The following is a 13,394-nucleotide window of genomic DNA, read 5'->3' on the forward strand; positions in this document are numbered from 1 at the left end:
GGATGAAGATCGCCACCTTCAACGTGAACTCGATCCGCCGCCGGCTGCCGGTGGTCCTCGACTGGCTCGCGCGGCACAAGCCCGACGCGCTCTGCCTGCAGGAGACCAAGATCCAGGACCGGGACTTTCCCCTCCTCGACCTCCAGGCCGCGGGCTACCACGTGACCTTCCGCGGCATGAAGGCCTACAACGGCGTCGCGGTCCTGAGCCGGAAGGCCCCCGAGGCGGCCTTCTACGGGTTCGACGACGGCGGCGAGCCGGACGAGGCGCGGCTGATCCGCGTAGTGATCGACGGCATCCCCATCGTCAACACCTACGTGCCCCAGGGCTACCTCATCGAGTCGCCCAAGTACGCCTACAAGCTCGACTGGTATAAGCGGCTGCGCCGCTACTTCGAGCGCCACCTCTCGCCGGACAAGCCCGCCGTCTGGTGCGGGGACGTGAACGTGGCGCCGGAGCCGATCGACGTGCACAGCCCGGAGAAGCACCTCACCCACGTTTGCTTCCACGAGGACGCCCGGCGGGCCTACAAGGAGACGGTCGCCTGGGGCTTCGTGGACGTCTTCCGCAAGCTCTACCCCGACCGGCAGCAGTTCACCTTCTGGGACTACCGCGCGCCCGGCTCGCTGGAGGCCAACAAGGGGTGGCGGATCGACCACATCCTCGCCACGCCGCCGCTCGCCGCGCGCTGCATCGCCGCGGACGTGGACGTGGAGCCGCGGCGCGGGCCCAACCCCTCGGACCACACGGTGCTCTGGGCGGAGTTCAAGGCGTAAGACGGGCAACGTGAGGCGGGGGGGCAGGAGTAAGGGGTGAGACGGGAAACGTGAACCGTGAGACGGAAGGCGTGAGGAGGGAAGAGGAGAGAGCGGCGACGCGGCGGGGCGTGGTCCTGGTCGGGCACGGGGGCGTGCCGAAGGATTTTCCCCGCGAGCGGCTGGCCAGGCTCAAGGCGCTGGAGGCGCAACGCCGCGGCACCGGCCGCGGCCCCTCGGCCGAGGAGATCGAGCTCGACCGGCTGCTCCGGACCTGGCCGCGGACGCCCGACACCGATCCCTACCAGGCGGGCCTGGAAGCGCTGGCCACGGCGCTTCGGCCCCACCTCCACGGCGCGCTTTTCGCCCTGGCCTACAACGAATTCTGCGCGCCGGACGTCGAGGAGGCGGTGGAGGGGCTGATCGCCGCCGGCGTGACCCGGCTCACCGTCGTGCCCTCGATGCTCACGCCGGGCGGGAGCCATTCGCAGGAGGAGATTCCCGCCATCCTGGATCGACTCCGGACCATGCATCCCGCCGTCGAGATCGGCTACGCCTGGCCCTTCGACCCGGCCGATGTCGCCCGCCTGCTCGCCGAGCAGGTGGCGCGGTTCGAGGGCGTGGTCAGAATCCCGCCACGCTCGTGAAGGGGAAGTCCCGGAGCGTGACGGCCGGGACGAGCAGCTTGCCGCCCTCCGCGGTCTGCGCCTCCCTCGGGGGCGTGTAGGACTCCAGTCGGGTGAAGGCCGCGAGCGGGCTTTCGTGGAAGCGGAAGTCCCGCACCGCGTCCGTCACGCGCCCGTCCTCCACGAGGAAGGTGCCGTCCCGCGTCACCCCCGTCAGCGTCAGGTCCGACTGGGTCACCGGCCTGATGGACCAGAAGTTCGTCACGAGGACGCCGCGGCTCGTCGCGCGGATCAGGTCCTCGATCCCGCCCGCGGTCGGCGCCGCGCCCGCGAGGATCGGTGCGTCCAGCGTGGGAATCGGCTCGACGCCCCGTCGCTTGGCGGTGAACCGATCGTACCGCAACTGCCGCAGCGTGCCCGCCTCGATCCAGGTCGAGGGCCGGGTCGGCAGCCCTTCGCCGGTGAAACCGACGCCGAACAGATCGGGATGGTCCGGCTGATTGCGGAGGGAGAGCCGCCGGTCCACGACCGGCCGGCCCAGCTTCCCGGCGAGCGGGCTCGCGCCCGCCTCGTAGGCCTTCGCCTCCAGGTGGTGGAGCACCCAGCTCCACAGACCCGCCACGGCGGCGGGCTCGAGGATCACCGTATAGCGGCCGGGCGGCAGCTCCCTCGGCTCGCCGGCGCGCTCCGCCTTGGCGATCGCCGCCTCGGTCCGCTCGGCCGCGGCGAGACCGTCCATCGAGCGGTGGGCCGAGGCGGCCCAGCCGGTGGCCTTCCCCCTGGTCGCGGTCAGGCTGAACCGGGCCTCGGTCCTCGGCTCGAAGGCGAAGAGGCCGGTGTCCGCCGCGAGGCCGACCGTCGCGACCGAGGAGGCGACGAAGCCGGCGGCCGTACAGCCGCGCGCCGCGCACCGCTCGATCGCCGCGCGGGCGTCTTCGAGGCGGCGGGCCGGCCCGGCCGCCGCGGTGTCCGCGCGCCAGGTCGGGAGGACCGGGTAGTCCTGCGGCTCGGGGGGCGGGAGCGCGTCGGGGTCGGGCGGGGAGAGGCGCGCGACGGCCTCGGCGCGCTTGAGCACGTCCTGTACGCCGCCGACCGTCAGGTCGCTCGTCGTCGCCGTGCCCTGCCGTCGGCCGAAGGCGGCGGTCACGGCGAGCGTCACGCGGCGCTGGTCCACGTTCTGGACGATCGCGTCGTTCGCGAAGCGCGTCGTGCCGCCGCGCCGGTCGTGGAGCGCGACCAGGGTGTGGTCGCCGGTCGCATGCGCGAGGATGAGCTCCGCGAGGAAGCGGAACTCGTCGCGGCTCGTGAGCGTGGCGGTCGGGTCGGGGCGGTCGAGGCTCATCCGGCCGCCCCCCGGAGGACCGTCACGCCCCGGAAGCGGGCCGGCGAGGCGGCGTGCGTCGTCCAGCCGGACTGGCCGGGCTGGCCCTTCCCGCAGGTGAGGAGGCCGTGGCGCTGCCGCGTCTGCGGTCCCGCCACGCCGTCGCAGCTTCCCCAGAAGGCCGGCGTGTGGCCCTGGTAGATCACGTCGCGGACCATGTGCGTGCGCCGGCCCCGCTCGATCAGCCAGCAGGCGTCGCCGCCGAACAGGAAGTTCTCGCGCCGCGGGTCGATGCTGAAGGAGCCCTGCCCCTCGATGTAGAGCCCGCGCTCGACGCCGGCGAGCAGGTCGTCCAGCGAGCCGCGGCCCGGCGCCAGCCCGACATTGGCGATCCGGACGATCGGCGCGTGCGCCCAGCCGTCCGCGCGGCAGGAGCCGCGGGAGCGCCCCTCCCCGATCCGCGGCGCGACTTCGCGGCTCGTCGAGTAGCCGACGAAGAGCCCCTCGCGGACGATGTCCCAGCGCTGGCAGGCCACGCCCTCGTCGTCGTAGCCGGTGGCGGCCAGCGTCTCCGGCTCGGTGTCGTCGGCGATGAGCGTCACGTGCGGCGAGCCGTAGCGGAAGGCGCCCAGCTTCTCCGGGGTCAGGAAGGTCGTGCCGGCGTCGTTCGCCTCGTAGCCCAGGGCCCGGTCCAGCTCGCTCGCGTGGCCGCAGGTCTCGTGGATGGTCAGGCAGAGGTGCTCCGGGTCGAGGATGAGGTCGTAGCGGCCCGGCTCCACCGGCGGCGCCATGGCCTTCTCCACCGCCTGGGCGGCGACCCGCGGCGCCTCGGCGGGCAGATTGGCCTCCTCGATCAGCTCGTAGCCGCGGCGCAGCGGGGGCAGCGAGCAACGGCGCACGGCGACGCGACCGTCGCGGACCGCGGTCGCCTCGAACTCGCCGTGGACCGCGAGCAGGTCGAAGTCGAGCCGTGTGCCCTCGGTCGAGACGAACCGCTTGAGGTCGCGGCGGGCCCAGAGGCTCGCCGCGCTGCGGACGACGCCGGGCTGCCGCTGGACGTATTCCATCAGGTCGAGCAGGAGGCCGGTCTTCTCGTCGAGCGGCACCGCGAAGGGATCGAGGCGGCGCGGGGTGACGACGGTGTCCCGATGGACCGGCTCCGGCGCGAGGCGGACCCGCTCGTGCGCGAGGGCGGCCGCGCCCCTGGCGAGCTCCACCGCGAGGTCCGCCACGCGCGGGACCTCCTCCGGCGAAATGATCGCGCTGGCGGCGAAGCCCCAGGCGCCGCGGTAGAGGACGCGGACGCCGAAGCCGCTGTCCACGCCGTCGCGGATCGCCGCGATCCGCCGGTCCTCGCCGCGGACGACCTGCGTCGTGCCGGTCAGGAACCGGACGTCGCCGTAGTCCGCCCCCGCGGCGCGCAGGCGGGCCAGCGCGGCCTCGGCCAGCTCGTCCCAGTCCCAGGGGCTCACGCTGGGGACCGCCCGTGCGCGCGGGAAGCGCCGGTCCTATAGTGCCGCGCCATGGTCACACCGGGTCGGTATCGGCATGACAAGGGCGGGGAGTACGAGGTGATCGGCTGCGCCCGGCACAGCGAGACCGAGGAAGACTTCGTCGTGTACCGGGCCCTGTACGGGGAGCGGGGCCTCTGGGTTCGACCCACGGCGATGTTCCTGGAGTCGGTCCTGGTTGAGGGGCGGCGCGTGCCCCGCTTTGCGCTCATCGAGCCCGCCGGCTAGCCCCGCCCTGGCTGCCCCTCGGCACGGCGGCGCGGTGCCCGCGTCTCCTGCCGTTCCGTTTCCCGCTCCCGGCGGGCCCACGCTTAATCCATCGGCGAAGGGGCTGTCAAGCGGCCTTCCCGGATAGGCCGACCTATCCTTCCAGATAGGTGTCCGTTCCCCGGCCCGATGACGCCCCGGGCGAGTCCTCCCAGGATCGGCGAGAACAATTCGTTGCAGATCAATGGATTGCGCGCGTCTGGCATGAGCCGGCACGGCCGTGGTCCGTCCTGGTATCGCCGTTGCTCAACAGGAGGAGCGTGAACGACGGACGGAAAGAGAACGGACAAGACGGGAAGGACGGTCGGTTCACCAACCATCAATCACCGAGGAGGGCGGGGCCATGGGAATCATGATGACGGCGGTCACGGTGTTGGGGATGCTGGGTCTGCTCATCGCGTCGCTCCGGATGGAGTCGGAGACGACCGAGGCGGTGGGCACGGTCGAGCGGGAATTCACGAAGGCGGCGTAACCGGAGGGGCGCACGGACGATCCGCTCCGCATCAGAGGAGGGCTGGACCATGGCGTGGGGAATTCTCATCGCGGCGGTGACGCTGTTCGGGATGCTCGCGCTGTTCGTGGCCTCGGTGAAGATGGAGTCGGAGACGACCGAGGCCGACGGGACGTCGAAGCGTGAGATGAAGAAGGCGGCCTAAGCGGGGCGGACGGGTCTGTGCCGCCCGTCCGATGGGCGGGGGCTCCACCTCCTAGGAGCCTCCGCCCGGCCCTGCGAAGCCGGGTGAGGCGACGATGAACCGAAAGCCACATGAGGGCGGACGCCGGCGGTCCTGTCCCTGTTGCCGGCGGGGTGTCCTGCATCCGACCGGCGCCTTTTCCACCTGCGACCACTGCGGCCTGGCGATCACCAGCCAGGCCCTGGCCTATGCGGAGGCGATGGCGCGGGAAGAGGCGACGAAGTCCCTGTCCGAAGGCGAGACGACGCGGATCGCCTGAGCGGTCCGTTTGCGGCGCGCGCCGGCATCCGGGCGCGGGCGAGCCGCCTCGGCGCCAGGCCCCCCAGGCAACGGCGACGGGGATAGCCGGCCCGCGCGACCACCGGAGGCGCTGCCGGGCGGGGGACCGGCCGATGAGGCCGGTCCCCCGCTGCGGGCGAGTCAGGAGTGGACGGTGGTGCCCCGTCGTGGCGGCATCCCCGAATGACGCCGGGGCCTTCCCCTTCGCCGCCGCCGCGACCCCCGCCATTGACGCTCCTTCGGGCCGATGCTAGCCTCAGGCCCAATTCCGACGAGGCCGTCGTTGCCCGCCGATACCAGCCGCGACACAGCGAGAGCGGAGCCCTCCGGCCGCCGGTTCACCGTCACCTACCACGTGAGCGGGCCCGAGGCGCGGGCCCGTGCGCTCGCCGAGGACCTCTGCTACGAGCAGACCGTCGAGGTGCACCGCGAGGTGGTGCCGCCGGGGCCGATCCGCGACCACCTGGTCGGCCGGGTCGAGCGCTTCGAGCCGGAGTCCTCCGGCGCCTTCGCGGCCGCGATCAGCTTCGCCGTCGAGACGGCCGGGGCGGAGCTCCCGCAACTGCTGAACGTGGTCTTCGGGAACGCGAGCCTGATCCCCGGCGTCCGCGTCGCGCGGGTCGAGCCGCCGCCCGGCGGCTTCGCCTGGCTGCCGGGGCCGCGATTCGGGCGCGAGGGGCTGCGCGCCCTCGTGGGCGCGGCGGACCGGCCGCTCCTGTGCTCGGCCTTGAAGCCGATGGGGTTGGCGCCCGAGGACCTGGCGGCGATGGCCTACCAGCTCGCCGTCGGCGGGATCGACCTCATCAAGGACGACCACGGCCTGGCCGACCAGGCCTGCTCGCCCTTCGCGGAGCGGGTGGCGCGCTGCGCCGAGGCGGTCGCGAAGGCCAACCGCGAGACCGGCCGCCGGAGCCTCTATATCGCCAACGTCACCGCGCCCTCCGGCCAGGCGCTGCCCCGGGCCCTGGCGGCCGCGTCGGCGGGCGCCGGCGGGCTCGTCGTCAGCCCCGGCCTCGCGGGCTGGGACGCACTGCGGGAGCTGGCGGCGGCGGCGCGGCCTGGCCTGCCGGTCCTCTGCCATCCGGCGCTCCTGGGGACCTTCGTCGCCGACCGGCGACACGGCCTCGCCCATGGCCTGCTCTTCGGCCGGCTCCCCCGACTGGCCGGCGCCGACGCCGTCATCTTTCCCACCTTCGGCGGACGCTTCGCCTTCGGCCGGGAAGACTGCCGCGAGATCGTGGAGGGGACCGGCGAGCCGCTCGGGTCCTGCCGGCCGAGCTTTCCCGTCGCCGGGGGCGGGATCGGCCTGGACCGGCTGCCGGAGCTGCGCGAGTTCTACGGGCGGGACGTGGTCTTCCTGATCGGGAGCCGGCTGCGGCTGGCGGGGCCGGACCTGATCGAGAACTGCCGGCGGTTTGCCCGCGCGGCCGGTGGCTAGACGTCGGTCAGGTCGAGGATCATCGCGCGGTGGGGAATGCCCGCGTCCAGGTACACGTCGCTCGTCACCGTGAAGCCGCGCTTCCCGTAGAACGCAAGCGCGTGGGTCTGGGCCGAGAGCCGGACGAACGCCAGCCCCCGGCGGCGCGCCTCCGCCACCAGGGCTCCGAGCAGCGTGCTCCCGATGCCGCGCCGGCGCCATTTCTTGAGCACGGCCATGCGGCCGAGCGTGCCGTCCGGCTTCAGCCTCGCGGTGCCGACCGGCGTCCCGTCCGACGACCGGGCCACCGCGTGCAGGCAGCGGGGATCCTCCTCGTCCCATTCCAGCTCGACGGGGACGCCCTGCTCGCGGATGAAGACCGCTTCGCGGATGGGCCGGGCCAGCGGCGACGCGGTCGCCCAGTCGAGCAGCTCCACCAGCCAGGCCGGTTCGCCGGACATCGGGGTCCTCGGTCACGAGGGGGCGAGGTGCCGTTTCGTCGCGTCGAGGATCCGGTGCGACTTCGCCTCGTCGCCCATGACGCCGACGCGGATGGTGATCCGGGAGCGAGCGTCGGTCAGGGACTCGATCGTGATCCAGACCTTCGTGTCGCTCGACAGCTCCGAGTGCACGTGGGCGCTCAGCGTGTCCCCCTTTTCCTCCTTCACCGGCAAGCCCATCTCCTTGAGCCCCGCGATCGCGGCCCGGTGCAGGGCGGGCACGGTCGCGTCCAATTCCTCCTGCAGCCGCCCGTTCACGTACACGATGCCCGCGGTACCACCCGCCGCGCCGGCCCACAGCAGGAGACAGCCGGCCAGGGGTCCGGTCAGGCCGGCGAGGGCCAGGATCAACAGCAGGGCTCGGGCGTGTGGCATCGGATCACCTCATCCGGTCAATCGCACCGCCTGGCGCCCAGGGCACCATCACAACCTTGGCATGGGGGCTCGCCGGCCTTCGACCGCGGCGGCCGGCTGCCGTCGGGATGGACGGGTGAAGCCCGGCCCGAGGTCTCAAGGGACAGGTGGAAGGGACATCTGCCCCGGCCGCTTTCCGTCAGACCCATCGGCGCCCTCGCTTTTTCGCGCTTGCCGTGGCAGGGCGGATGCCGTAGGGAATGGGGCGATCCCAACAGTCTCCTCCGGGCTTGTGCAGAGCAACCCCCTCTGGGGCCCGGGGGGAACGGGCGGCCCGGCGTGAGCCGGGCCGCCTGCCCGTCCGGCCACATCATCACGTCCTCCTCCCCATCTCGGTCACGATCCTACCCCACCGTGATGTCGAAGCGGCAAAGACGGCGGGCGGGCTCCGTCGGGGACGGCTCCAGCGCCACGACGACCCTCGGCCGCTGAGGCGGCGGGATGGCCTGGAAGATCCGGTCCTGCGCGAGGTAGGGATCCCCCGCGAAGTACATCTGCGTCGTGAGGACCGGTGCGCCGGCCCGGCGCACCTTGAAGTGAACGTGGGCCGGACGCGTCCAGAGGAAGCCGGCGGGGTAGGGCGCGGGGAGGACGGTGATGAACCGATACCGGCCTTCCGCGTCGGTCCGGTGCAGCCCCCAGTACTGGAAATTCGGGTCGAGGGGGGCGTCGCGGCGGGCGTCGTCGGGATGGTGGTAGCGGCCCTTCGCGTTCGCCTGCCAGATTTCCACGAGCGCGCCGGCGACGGGGCGGCAGGCGAGGTCGCGGACCCGGCCCGTGATGACGATGACCGGCCCCTCGGCGCGGCCGGAGGCCCCGGCGACCTGCGTCAGGTCGTTGTCCTTGTCCGCCTGGTCGCGGACCGGATAGAAGGGCCCCTCCGTCTGCGCGGGCGTCAGCAGACAGGCGTCCTGCGCGGGCTGCACGAGGGCGCGCGGGACGGCGAGGCCCCAGACCATGCCGGCGAGCGAGATCAAGAGCTGCCGCCGGGACCGCGGCGCGGCGTCGCGCCATTCCGCCGCGAGCCTCGGCAGTTCGGATCGGGCCTGGGCGAGACGCCGTTCGTTCACGTTGCGCTCCGTCCGGCTGGCGGCTCCATCATACACTAGGCTCGGCTCACGGCGGGTCGGCCCCGGGCCCAGGAACAGGAGGGGGAGCGCCATGCCCACACTCGGTGCCTCCACGGCGCGGGGCGGTCCCATGTCCCGGCCGCCTGCCCGGGGCTCCACGGCCCACCGCCGGCCGGGTGCAGAATCGCGGGCCGGCCTGGTATAATGCCGCCTTCAATTCGCGGAGCGGCGGCATGGCGGCGAAGACGATGTTCGACAAGGTGTGGGAGGCGCACGTGGTCCGCGAGGAGCCGGACGGCACGACGCTCCTGTACATCGACCGGCACCTGGTCCATGAAGTCACCTCGCCCCAGGCCTTCGAGGGGCTGCGGCTCGCCGGGCGGCGCGTCCGCCGTCCCCTGGCCGCGCTGGCCGTGCCCGACCACAACGTGCCGACCACGGACCGCCGCCTCGGCATCGCCGACCCGATCAGCGCGCGGCAGGTCCGGGCGCTGGAGGACAACTGCGCCGAGTTCGGCATCCCCATCTTCCGCATGAACGACGTCCGCCAGGGCATCGTCCACGTGATCGGCCCCGAGCAGGGTTTCACGCTGCCGGGCATGACGATCGTCTGCGGCGACTCCCACACCTCGACGCACGGCGCGTTCGGCGCCCTGGCCTTCGGGATCGGCACGAGCGAAGTGGAGCACGTGCTCGCGACCCAGTGCCTGCTCCAGAAGCGGCCGAAGACGATGGAGATCCGCGTGGACGGCGCGCTCGGCCCCCATTGCACGGCCAAGGACATCATCCTCGCGATCATCGGCACGATCGGCACGGCCGGTGGCACGGGCTACGTGGTCGAGTACACCGGCGCGGCGATCCGCGCGCTGACGATGGAAGGGCGGATGACGCTCTGCAACATGTCCATCGAGGGCGGAGCGCGCGCGGGGATGGTGGCGCCGGACGAGCGGACGTTCGCCTACCTGGAGGGACGGCCCCTCGCGCCCAAGGGCGAGCTGTTCGCGCGCGCGGTCGCCGCCTGGAAGACGCTCGGCACCGATCCCGACGCCGCGTACGACGCGGTCGTGACGCTGGACGCGGCCGCGATCGAGCCGCAGGTCACCTGGGGGACGAGCCCCGGCATGGTGACCGGCGTGGGCGGCCGGGTGCCGGACCCGTGCGAGATGCCGGACGAGAAGACGCGGCGGGCGACCGAGCAGGCGCTGGAGTACATGGGGCTCAAGCCCGGGACGCCGATCACGGAGATCCGGATCGACCGGGTCTTCCTCGGCTCCTGCACCAACTCCCGCATCGAGGACCTGCGGCTCGCCGCGCGGTACCTGAAGGGCAGAAAGGTGGCCAAGGGTGTGCACGCGATGGTCGTGCCGGGCTCCGGGCTCGTCAAGCTGCAGGCCGAGGCGGAGGGGCTCGACCGGGTGTTCAAGGACGCCGGCTTCGAGTGGCGGGAGGCCGGCTGCAGCATGTGCCTCGCGATGAACGCGGACGTGCTCCAGCCGGGCGAGCGGTGCGCCTCGACGAGCAACCGGAACTTTGAGGGGCGGCAGGGCAAGGGCGGCCGGACGCACCTGGTGTCCCCGGCCATGGCCGTCGCCGCCGCGGTCGAGGGCCGTTTCGTGGACATCAGGACGTGGGCGTGAGCGGCATGCAACCCTTTACGACATTGACCGGACTCGTCGCGCCGCTGGATCGGGTCAACGTGGACACCGACCAGATCATCCCCAAGCAGTTCCTCAAAACCCTGCAGCGCACGGGCTTGAAGGAAGGCCTGTTCCTGGACTGGCGGCGCAGGCGGGACGGGACGCCCGACCCCGACTTCTTCATGAACCAGCCGCGCTACCGCGACGCGACGATCCTGCTGGCGCGGGACAACTTCGGTTGCGGCTCCTCGCGCGAGCACGCCCCCTGGGCCCTGCTCGACCAGGGCTTCCGCTGCGTCATCGCGCCGAGCTTCGCGGACATCTTCTATAACAATTGCTTCCAGAACGGCATCCTGCCCGTCGTGCTGAAGGCCGACGAGGTCCAGGCCCTGTTCCAGGCCGTGGCCGCGCGGGAGGGCTACCGGCTGACGGTGGACCTGGCGGCCCAGACCGTCGCGACGCCGGAGGGCGCCGTCTATCGCTTCGACGTGGACCCCTTCCGCAAGGACTGCCTCCTCAAGGGGCTCGACGCGGTCGGGCTCAGCCTGCAGCACGAGCCGGTCATCGCCGCCTACGAGGCGCGGCGCAAGGCCGAGGCGCCGTGGCTCTTCACCGACCGGTGAGCCGGCGGCCGGCCCGCCGCCCATCACCGCCCGAAAGCGGGCGCCTCCTTCCCACGGACGCATGGAACGAGAACTGACCCTACTCTGCGAGGCGGTCCGGCGCGCCGGCCTGCGTGCGATGGAACTGCGCCGCGACGGCTTCGAGACCTTCATCAAGCCGGACCGCTCACCCGTGACAACGGCCGACCTGGCGGTGGACCGGATGTTGCGCGAGGCGCTGCTCGCGGCCTTCCCGGACGACGGGTGGCTGTCGGAGGAGACCGCGGACGATCCGATCCGGCTGGAGAAGAAGCGCGTGTGGGTCGTGGACCCGATCGACGGCACCAAGTACTTCATGCGGGGCGAGTCCCAGTTCGCGGTGTCGGCGGCCCTCGTGCAGGAGGGCACGGTCGTCGCGGGCGCGGTCTTCAACCCCGCGACCGACGAGCTGTTCGGCGCGGCGCGGGGCCTGGGCACGAGGCTGAACGGCGTGCGGGTGCCGGTCCCGCCGCCGGCGGGCGAGCGGCTCGTCGTGCTCGTCAACCCGCCGGCCCTGGAGCGGGGGACGTTCGCGGCCTACGCGCCGCACGCCGACTGCCGGCCGATGGGCTCCATCGCCTACACGCTCGCGCTGGTGGCGGCGGGGCGGGCGGACGCGACGGTGAACTTCGAGCGGCTGAGCGAATGGGACGTGGCGGCGGGCGTCCTGCTCGTCCAGGAGGCGGGCGGCGTCGCCGCGGGCGGCGGGGGCGAGCCGCTCCGGTTCAATCGGCCGGACCCGGGGCTCCGCGGAGTCCTGGCGGCGGGACCGGGCCGGTGGCCGCTCGTCGAGGCGTTGCTGGCCCGCGTGGGCCGGGGAGGGAGGGGCGCGTGAGCAGACGAGCGCTCGTGATGATGACGGCCGGGCTGCTGCTCTGCGAGGCGGCCTGCTCGCCCTGGCCGGCGGACTACCTGAAGGCCAACGTCAACACGGCCACCCAGGCCGACGTCCGGGAGCGGCTCGGCACGCCGACGCTGACCCGCACCCTGGAGGACGGCGGCAGCGAGTGGCTCTATCACTCGTTCGCCGGGAAGTTCTACACCGAGATCGTGGAGGGAAAGGTGGCCGGGAAGAACCCGGACTGCTCGGAATACCTGCTCACCTTCGACGAGCGGCGGGTCCTCACCGACTGGAAGCAGCAGGACTGCGACTGATGGCCGGAGGGCGTGCGGTCGTCACTTCGGCGGCGCGAGGTGGGGGGCGGGCTCGGAGAGGGGGCCCGGCTCGAACCCCGGCACGTCCTTGAACGAGTCCACGACGCGGCGGACGATCACCGGCTTGCCGGTCCGCGGCGACCGCTTGATCAGCCAGGAATGGTGCAGGACCGTCTTGATCCGTGTGCTGCGCGGCGCCGGCGGCTCGCGGACGCTTCCCCCCACTGCATCACCGACGTGGCCTCCGCCTGCTCCTCCGACGTCCGCACGTCGATCCACTGGTAGATGTGGGTCTCGTCGAAGAACCGCCGCTTCAACTCCTGGTGTCCCTCCAGGCCCGCGTCGCCCAGCCAGCGGTTGTCCCCGAACCGGAGCTCGAACCCCTCTTCCGCGATGATGGGGAGGAACGCCGGCGGGCCGGCGTGATCGTCCTGAAGGCGGCCCCGGGCGTGGATGAGCGGGCGGACTTCGTCTTCCGTGACGGACGGCATCGGGCTCCCCGGCGGCCCTATGGCAGGAAAACCGGGCAGGAAAGCCACGAGGACCCGGCTACTCCTCCGGGATGGGCAGGTCGGGAAAGAGGGCCGGAGCGGAGAAGAACCAGGCGGCCTCCCGCTTGTGCGAGTCCGTGAGCCGGATCGTGCGCGTCGGGGTGATGAGGATGCCGCTCCGCCACTCCAGGAAGGCGTCCAGCGCCGGTCTGACCAGGAACTGCATCTCCACGTCCGCTCCTCCCTCCCGCGCCTCTGTCCGGTGTATCGGCCGATTCGGAACCGGACCTGAGCCCGCCGCGCGTAAGGAACTTTTAATCCTGCCTTAACCCATCCTTCATCCCGGGGCGCTACCGTCAGCCCGTGCAACGGGGACCGACGGGCGGGAACGGACCTTCGGCCCCGCGCGACTCCTCTCCGAGGATGGAGGCCACCATGGAATGCCGACGCTGCCGCGGCCTGATGGTCGCCGAATGGTTCTTCGAGTCCCTCGACGACGCCTGCGTCTGGCGGTGTGTCAATTGCGGCTGGATCTTCGACGATCTGATCCGTAAGAATCGGGAGCTGGCGGCGGCCGGCGCCGCGCCGCGCCGGCCTCGGCTCTGAGAAGGGGCC

General features: G+C 72.4%; 19 protein-coding genes. 12 read left to right on the forward strand and 7 right to left on the reverse strand.

Features of this window, described 5'->3' with window-relative positions:
- Positions 1–2: 2 nt before the first annotated feature.
- Positions 3–776, forward strand: coding sequence for an exodeoxyribonuclease III (gene xth / locus AC1U7O_RS13430; protein WP_479895306.1), 774 nt, complete (start codon positions 3–5; stop codon positions 774–776).
- 71 nt (positions 777–847) lie between these two features.
- Positions 848–1,402: a sirohydrochlorin chelatase gene (locus AC1U7O_RS13435; protein ID WP_479895307.1), complete on the forward strand. Its 555-nt coding sequence runs from the start codon at positions 848–850 to the stop codon at positions 1,400–1,402.
- Here AC1U7O_RS13435 and AC1U7O_RS13440 read toward each other — a convergent pair.
- Together AC1U7O_RS13440 and AC1U7O_RS13445 are read right to left on the reverse strand one after the other, a co-directional pair.
- Positions 1,380–2,723, reverse strand: coding sequence for a TldD/PmbA family protein (locus AC1U7O_RS13440; RefSeq protein ID WP_479895308.1), 1,344 nt, complete (start codon positions 2,721–2,723; stop codon positions 1,380–1,382). The two genes, AC1U7O_RS13435 and AC1U7O_RS13440, sit on opposite strands and share 23 nt — an antisense overlap.
- Positions 2,720–4,174: a TldD/PmbA family protein gene (locus AC1U7O_RS13445; protein ID WP_479895309.1), complete on the reverse strand. Its 1,455-nt coding sequence runs from the start codon at positions 4,172–4,174 to the stop codon at positions 2,720–2,722. Before AC1U7O_RS13445 ends, AC1U7O_RS13440 begins: the two co-directional genes overlap by 4 nt.
- A gap of 51 nt (positions 4,175–4,225) precedes the next feature.
- Between AC1U7O_RS13445 and AC1U7O_RS13450 the strand changes: the two genes are divergently transcribed.
- From AC1U7O_RS13450 to AC1U7O_RS13470, 5 genes are all read left to right on the forward strand, one after another.
- Positions 4,226–4,441 carry a DUF1653 domain-containing protein gene (locus AC1U7O_RS13450; RefSeq protein WP_479895310.1) on the forward strand — a complete coding sequence of 72 codons (216 nt, stop codon included), beginning with the start codon at positions 4,226–4,228 and terminating at the stop codon, positions 4,439–4,441.
- Between the two features lie 382 nt (positions 4,442–4,823).
- A complete protein-coding gene (locus tag AC1U7O_RS13455) occupies positions 4,824–4,952 on the forward strand; it encodes a hypothetical protein (RefSeq protein WP_479895311.1) in 129 nt (42 codons plus the stop codon).
- 49 nt (positions 4,953–5,001) lie between these two features.
- Positions 5,002–5,136: a hypothetical protein gene (locus tag AC1U7O_RS13460; RefSeq protein WP_479895312.1), complete on the forward strand. Its 135-nt coding sequence runs from the start codon at positions 5,002–5,004 to the stop codon at positions 5,134–5,136.
- A 94-nt stretch (positions 5,137–5,230) separates the two neighbouring features.
- Positions 5,231–5,434, forward strand: a complete 204-nt coding sequence (locus tag AC1U7O_RS13465) for a hypothetical protein (protein ID WP_479895313.1) — start codon at positions 5,231–5,233, stop codon at positions 5,432–5,434.
- Between the two features lie 303 nt (positions 5,435–5,737).
- Positions 5,738–6,892, forward strand: coding sequence for a RuBisCO large subunit C-terminal-like domain-containing protein (locus tag AC1U7O_RS13470; RefSeq protein ID WP_479895314.1), 1,155 nt, complete (start codon positions 5,738–5,740; stop codon positions 6,890–6,892).
- Here AC1U7O_RS13470 and AC1U7O_RS13475 read toward each other — a convergent pair.
- From AC1U7O_RS13475 to AC1U7O_RS13485, 3 genes are all read right to left on the reverse strand, one after another.
- A complete protein-coding gene (locus AC1U7O_RS13475; RefSeq protein ID WP_479895316.1) occupies positions 6,889–7,332 on the reverse strand; it encodes a GNAT family N-acetyltransferase in 444 nt (147 codons plus the stop codon). The two genes, AC1U7O_RS13470 and AC1U7O_RS13475, sit on opposite strands and share 4 nt — an antisense overlap.
- A 12-nt stretch (positions 7,333–7,344) precedes the next feature.
- Entirely contained in the window at positions 7,345–7,746 is a 402-nt protein-coding gene (locus tag AC1U7O_RS13480) for a DUF3568 family protein (RefSeq protein ID WP_479895318.1), read from the reverse strand.
- A 383-nt stretch (positions 7,747–8,129) separates the two neighbouring features.
- Positions 8,130–8,855 carry a dioxygenase family protein gene (locus AC1U7O_RS13485; protein WP_479895319.1) on the reverse strand — a complete coding sequence of 242 codons (726 nt, stop codon included), beginning with the start codon at positions 8,853–8,855 and terminating at the stop codon, positions 8,130–8,132.
- 233 nt (positions 8,856–9,088) lie between these two features.
- On the opposite strand from AC1U7O_RS13485, the gene leuC reads away from it, so the two are divergent.
- The 4 genes from leuC to AC1U7O_RS13505 all read left to right on the forward strand — a co-directional run bounded on the left by leuC (position 9,089) and on the right by AC1U7O_RS13505 (position 12,288).
- Entirely contained in the window at positions 9,089–10,492 is a 1,404-nt protein-coding gene (gene leuC, locus AC1U7O_RS13490; RefSeq protein WP_479895320.1) for a 3-isopropylmalate dehydratase large subunit, read from the forward strand.
- Positions 10,493–10,497: 5 nt separating this feature from the next.
- Positions 10,498–11,115 carry a 3-isopropylmalate dehydratase small subunit gene (gene leuD / locus AC1U7O_RS13495; protein WP_479895477.1) on the forward strand — a complete coding sequence of 206 codons (618 nt, stop codon included), beginning with the start codon at positions 10,498–10,500 and terminating at the stop codon, positions 11,113–11,115.
- Positions 11,116–11,176: 61 nt separating this feature from the next.
- Positions 11,177–11,968: a 3'(2'),5'-bisphosphate nucleotidase CysQ gene (locus tag AC1U7O_RS13500; RefSeq protein WP_479895321.1), complete on the forward strand. Its 792-nt coding sequence runs from the start codon at positions 11,177–11,179 to the stop codon at positions 11,966–11,968.
- Positions 11,965–12,288 (forward strand): hypothetical protein, encoded by a 324-nt coding sequence (locus tag AC1U7O_RS13505; protein ID WP_479895322.1) that lies wholly within the window; start codon positions 11,965–11,967, stop codon positions 12,286–12,288. The genes AC1U7O_RS13500 and AC1U7O_RS13505 overlap by 4 nt, the downstream gene beginning before the upstream one ends.
- Before the next feature lie 149 nt (positions 12,289–12,437).
- On the opposite strand, the gene AC1U7O_RS13510 is transcribed toward AC1U7O_RS13505, so the two are convergent.
- The gene (locus AC1U7O_RS13510) at positions 12,438–12,779 is read right to left on the reverse strand and encodes a hypothetical protein (protein ID WP_479895323.1); all 342 of its coding nucleotides are present in this window, start codon (positions 12,777–12,779) and stop codon (positions 12,438–12,440) included.
- A 58-nt stretch (positions 12,780–12,837) separates the two neighbouring features.
- Positions 12,838–13,011, reverse strand: coding sequence for a hypothetical protein (locus AC1U7O_RS13515; protein ID WP_479895324.1), 174 nt, complete (start codon positions 13,009–13,011; stop codon positions 12,838–12,840).
- 203 nt (positions 13,012–13,214) lie between these two features.
- On the opposite strand from AC1U7O_RS13515, the gene AC1U7O_RS13520 reads away from it, so the two are divergent.
- The gene (locus AC1U7O_RS13520; RefSeq protein WP_479895325.1) at positions 13,215–13,385 is read left to right on the forward strand and encodes a hypothetical protein; all 171 of its coding nucleotides are present in this window, start codon (positions 13,215–13,217) and stop codon (positions 13,383–13,385) included.
- The last annotated feature ends 9 nt before the right edge of the window (positions 13,386–13,394 follow it).

It is taken from the genome of Candidatus Nitrospira neuquenensis, assembly GCF_979578155.1.

Excerpts from the sequence above, each read along its gene's own strand:
- AC1U7O_RS13450 (WP_479895310.1), top strand. The coding sequence starts at position 4,226 with ATGGTCACACCGGGTCGGTATCGGCATGACAAGGGCGGGGAGTACGAG.
- AC1U7O_RS13465 (WP_479895313.1), top strand. The coding sequence starts at position 5,231 with ATGAACCGAAAGCCACATGAGGGCGGACGCCGGCGGTCCTGTCCCTGT.
- AC1U7O_RS13480 (WP_479895318.1), bottom strand. The coding sequence starts at position 7,746 with ATGCCACACGCCCGAGCCCTGCTGTTGATCCTGGCCCTCGCCGGCCTG.
- AC1U7O_RS13520 (WP_479895325.1), top strand. The coding sequence starts at position 13,215 with ATGGAATGCCGACGCTGCCGCGGCCTGATGGTCGCCGAATGGTTCTTC.
- AC1U7O_RS13500 (WP_479895321.1), top strand. The coding sequence starts at position 11,177 with ATGGAACGAGAACTGACCCTACTCTGCGAGGCGGTCCGGCGCGCCGGC.
- leuC (WP_479895320.1), top strand. The coding sequence starts at position 9,089 with ATGGCGGCGAAGACGATGTTCGACAAGGTGTGGGAGGCGCACGTGGTC.
- AC1U7O_RS13440 (WP_479895308.1), bottom strand. The coding sequence starts at position 2,723 with ATGAGCCTCGACCGCCCCGACCCGACCGCCACGCTCACGAGCCGCGAC.
- leuD (WP_479895477.1), top strand. The coding sequence starts at position 10,498 with ATGCAACCCTTTACGACATTGACCGGACTCGTCGCGCCGCTGGATCGG.
- AC1U7O_RS13475 (WP_479895316.1), bottom strand. The coding sequence starts at position 7,332 with ATGTCCGGCGAACCGGCCTGGCTGGTGGAGCTGCTCGACTGGGCGACC.
- AC1U7O_RS13455 (WP_479895311.1), top strand. The coding sequence starts at position 4,824 with ATGGGAATCATGATGACGGCGGTCACGGTGTTGGGGATGCTGGGTCTG.
- AC1U7O_RS13510 (WP_479895323.1), bottom strand. The coding sequence starts at position 12,779 with ATGCCGTCCGTCACGGAAGACGAAGTCCGCCCGCTCATCCACGCCCGG.
- xth (WP_479895306.1), top strand. The coding sequence starts at position 3 with ATGAAGATCGCCACCTTCAACGTGAACTCGATCCGCCGCCGGCTGCCG.
- AC1U7O_RS13460 (WP_479895312.1), top strand. The coding sequence starts at position 5,002 with ATGGCGTGGGGAATTCTCATCGCGGCGGTGACGCTGTTCGGGATGCTC.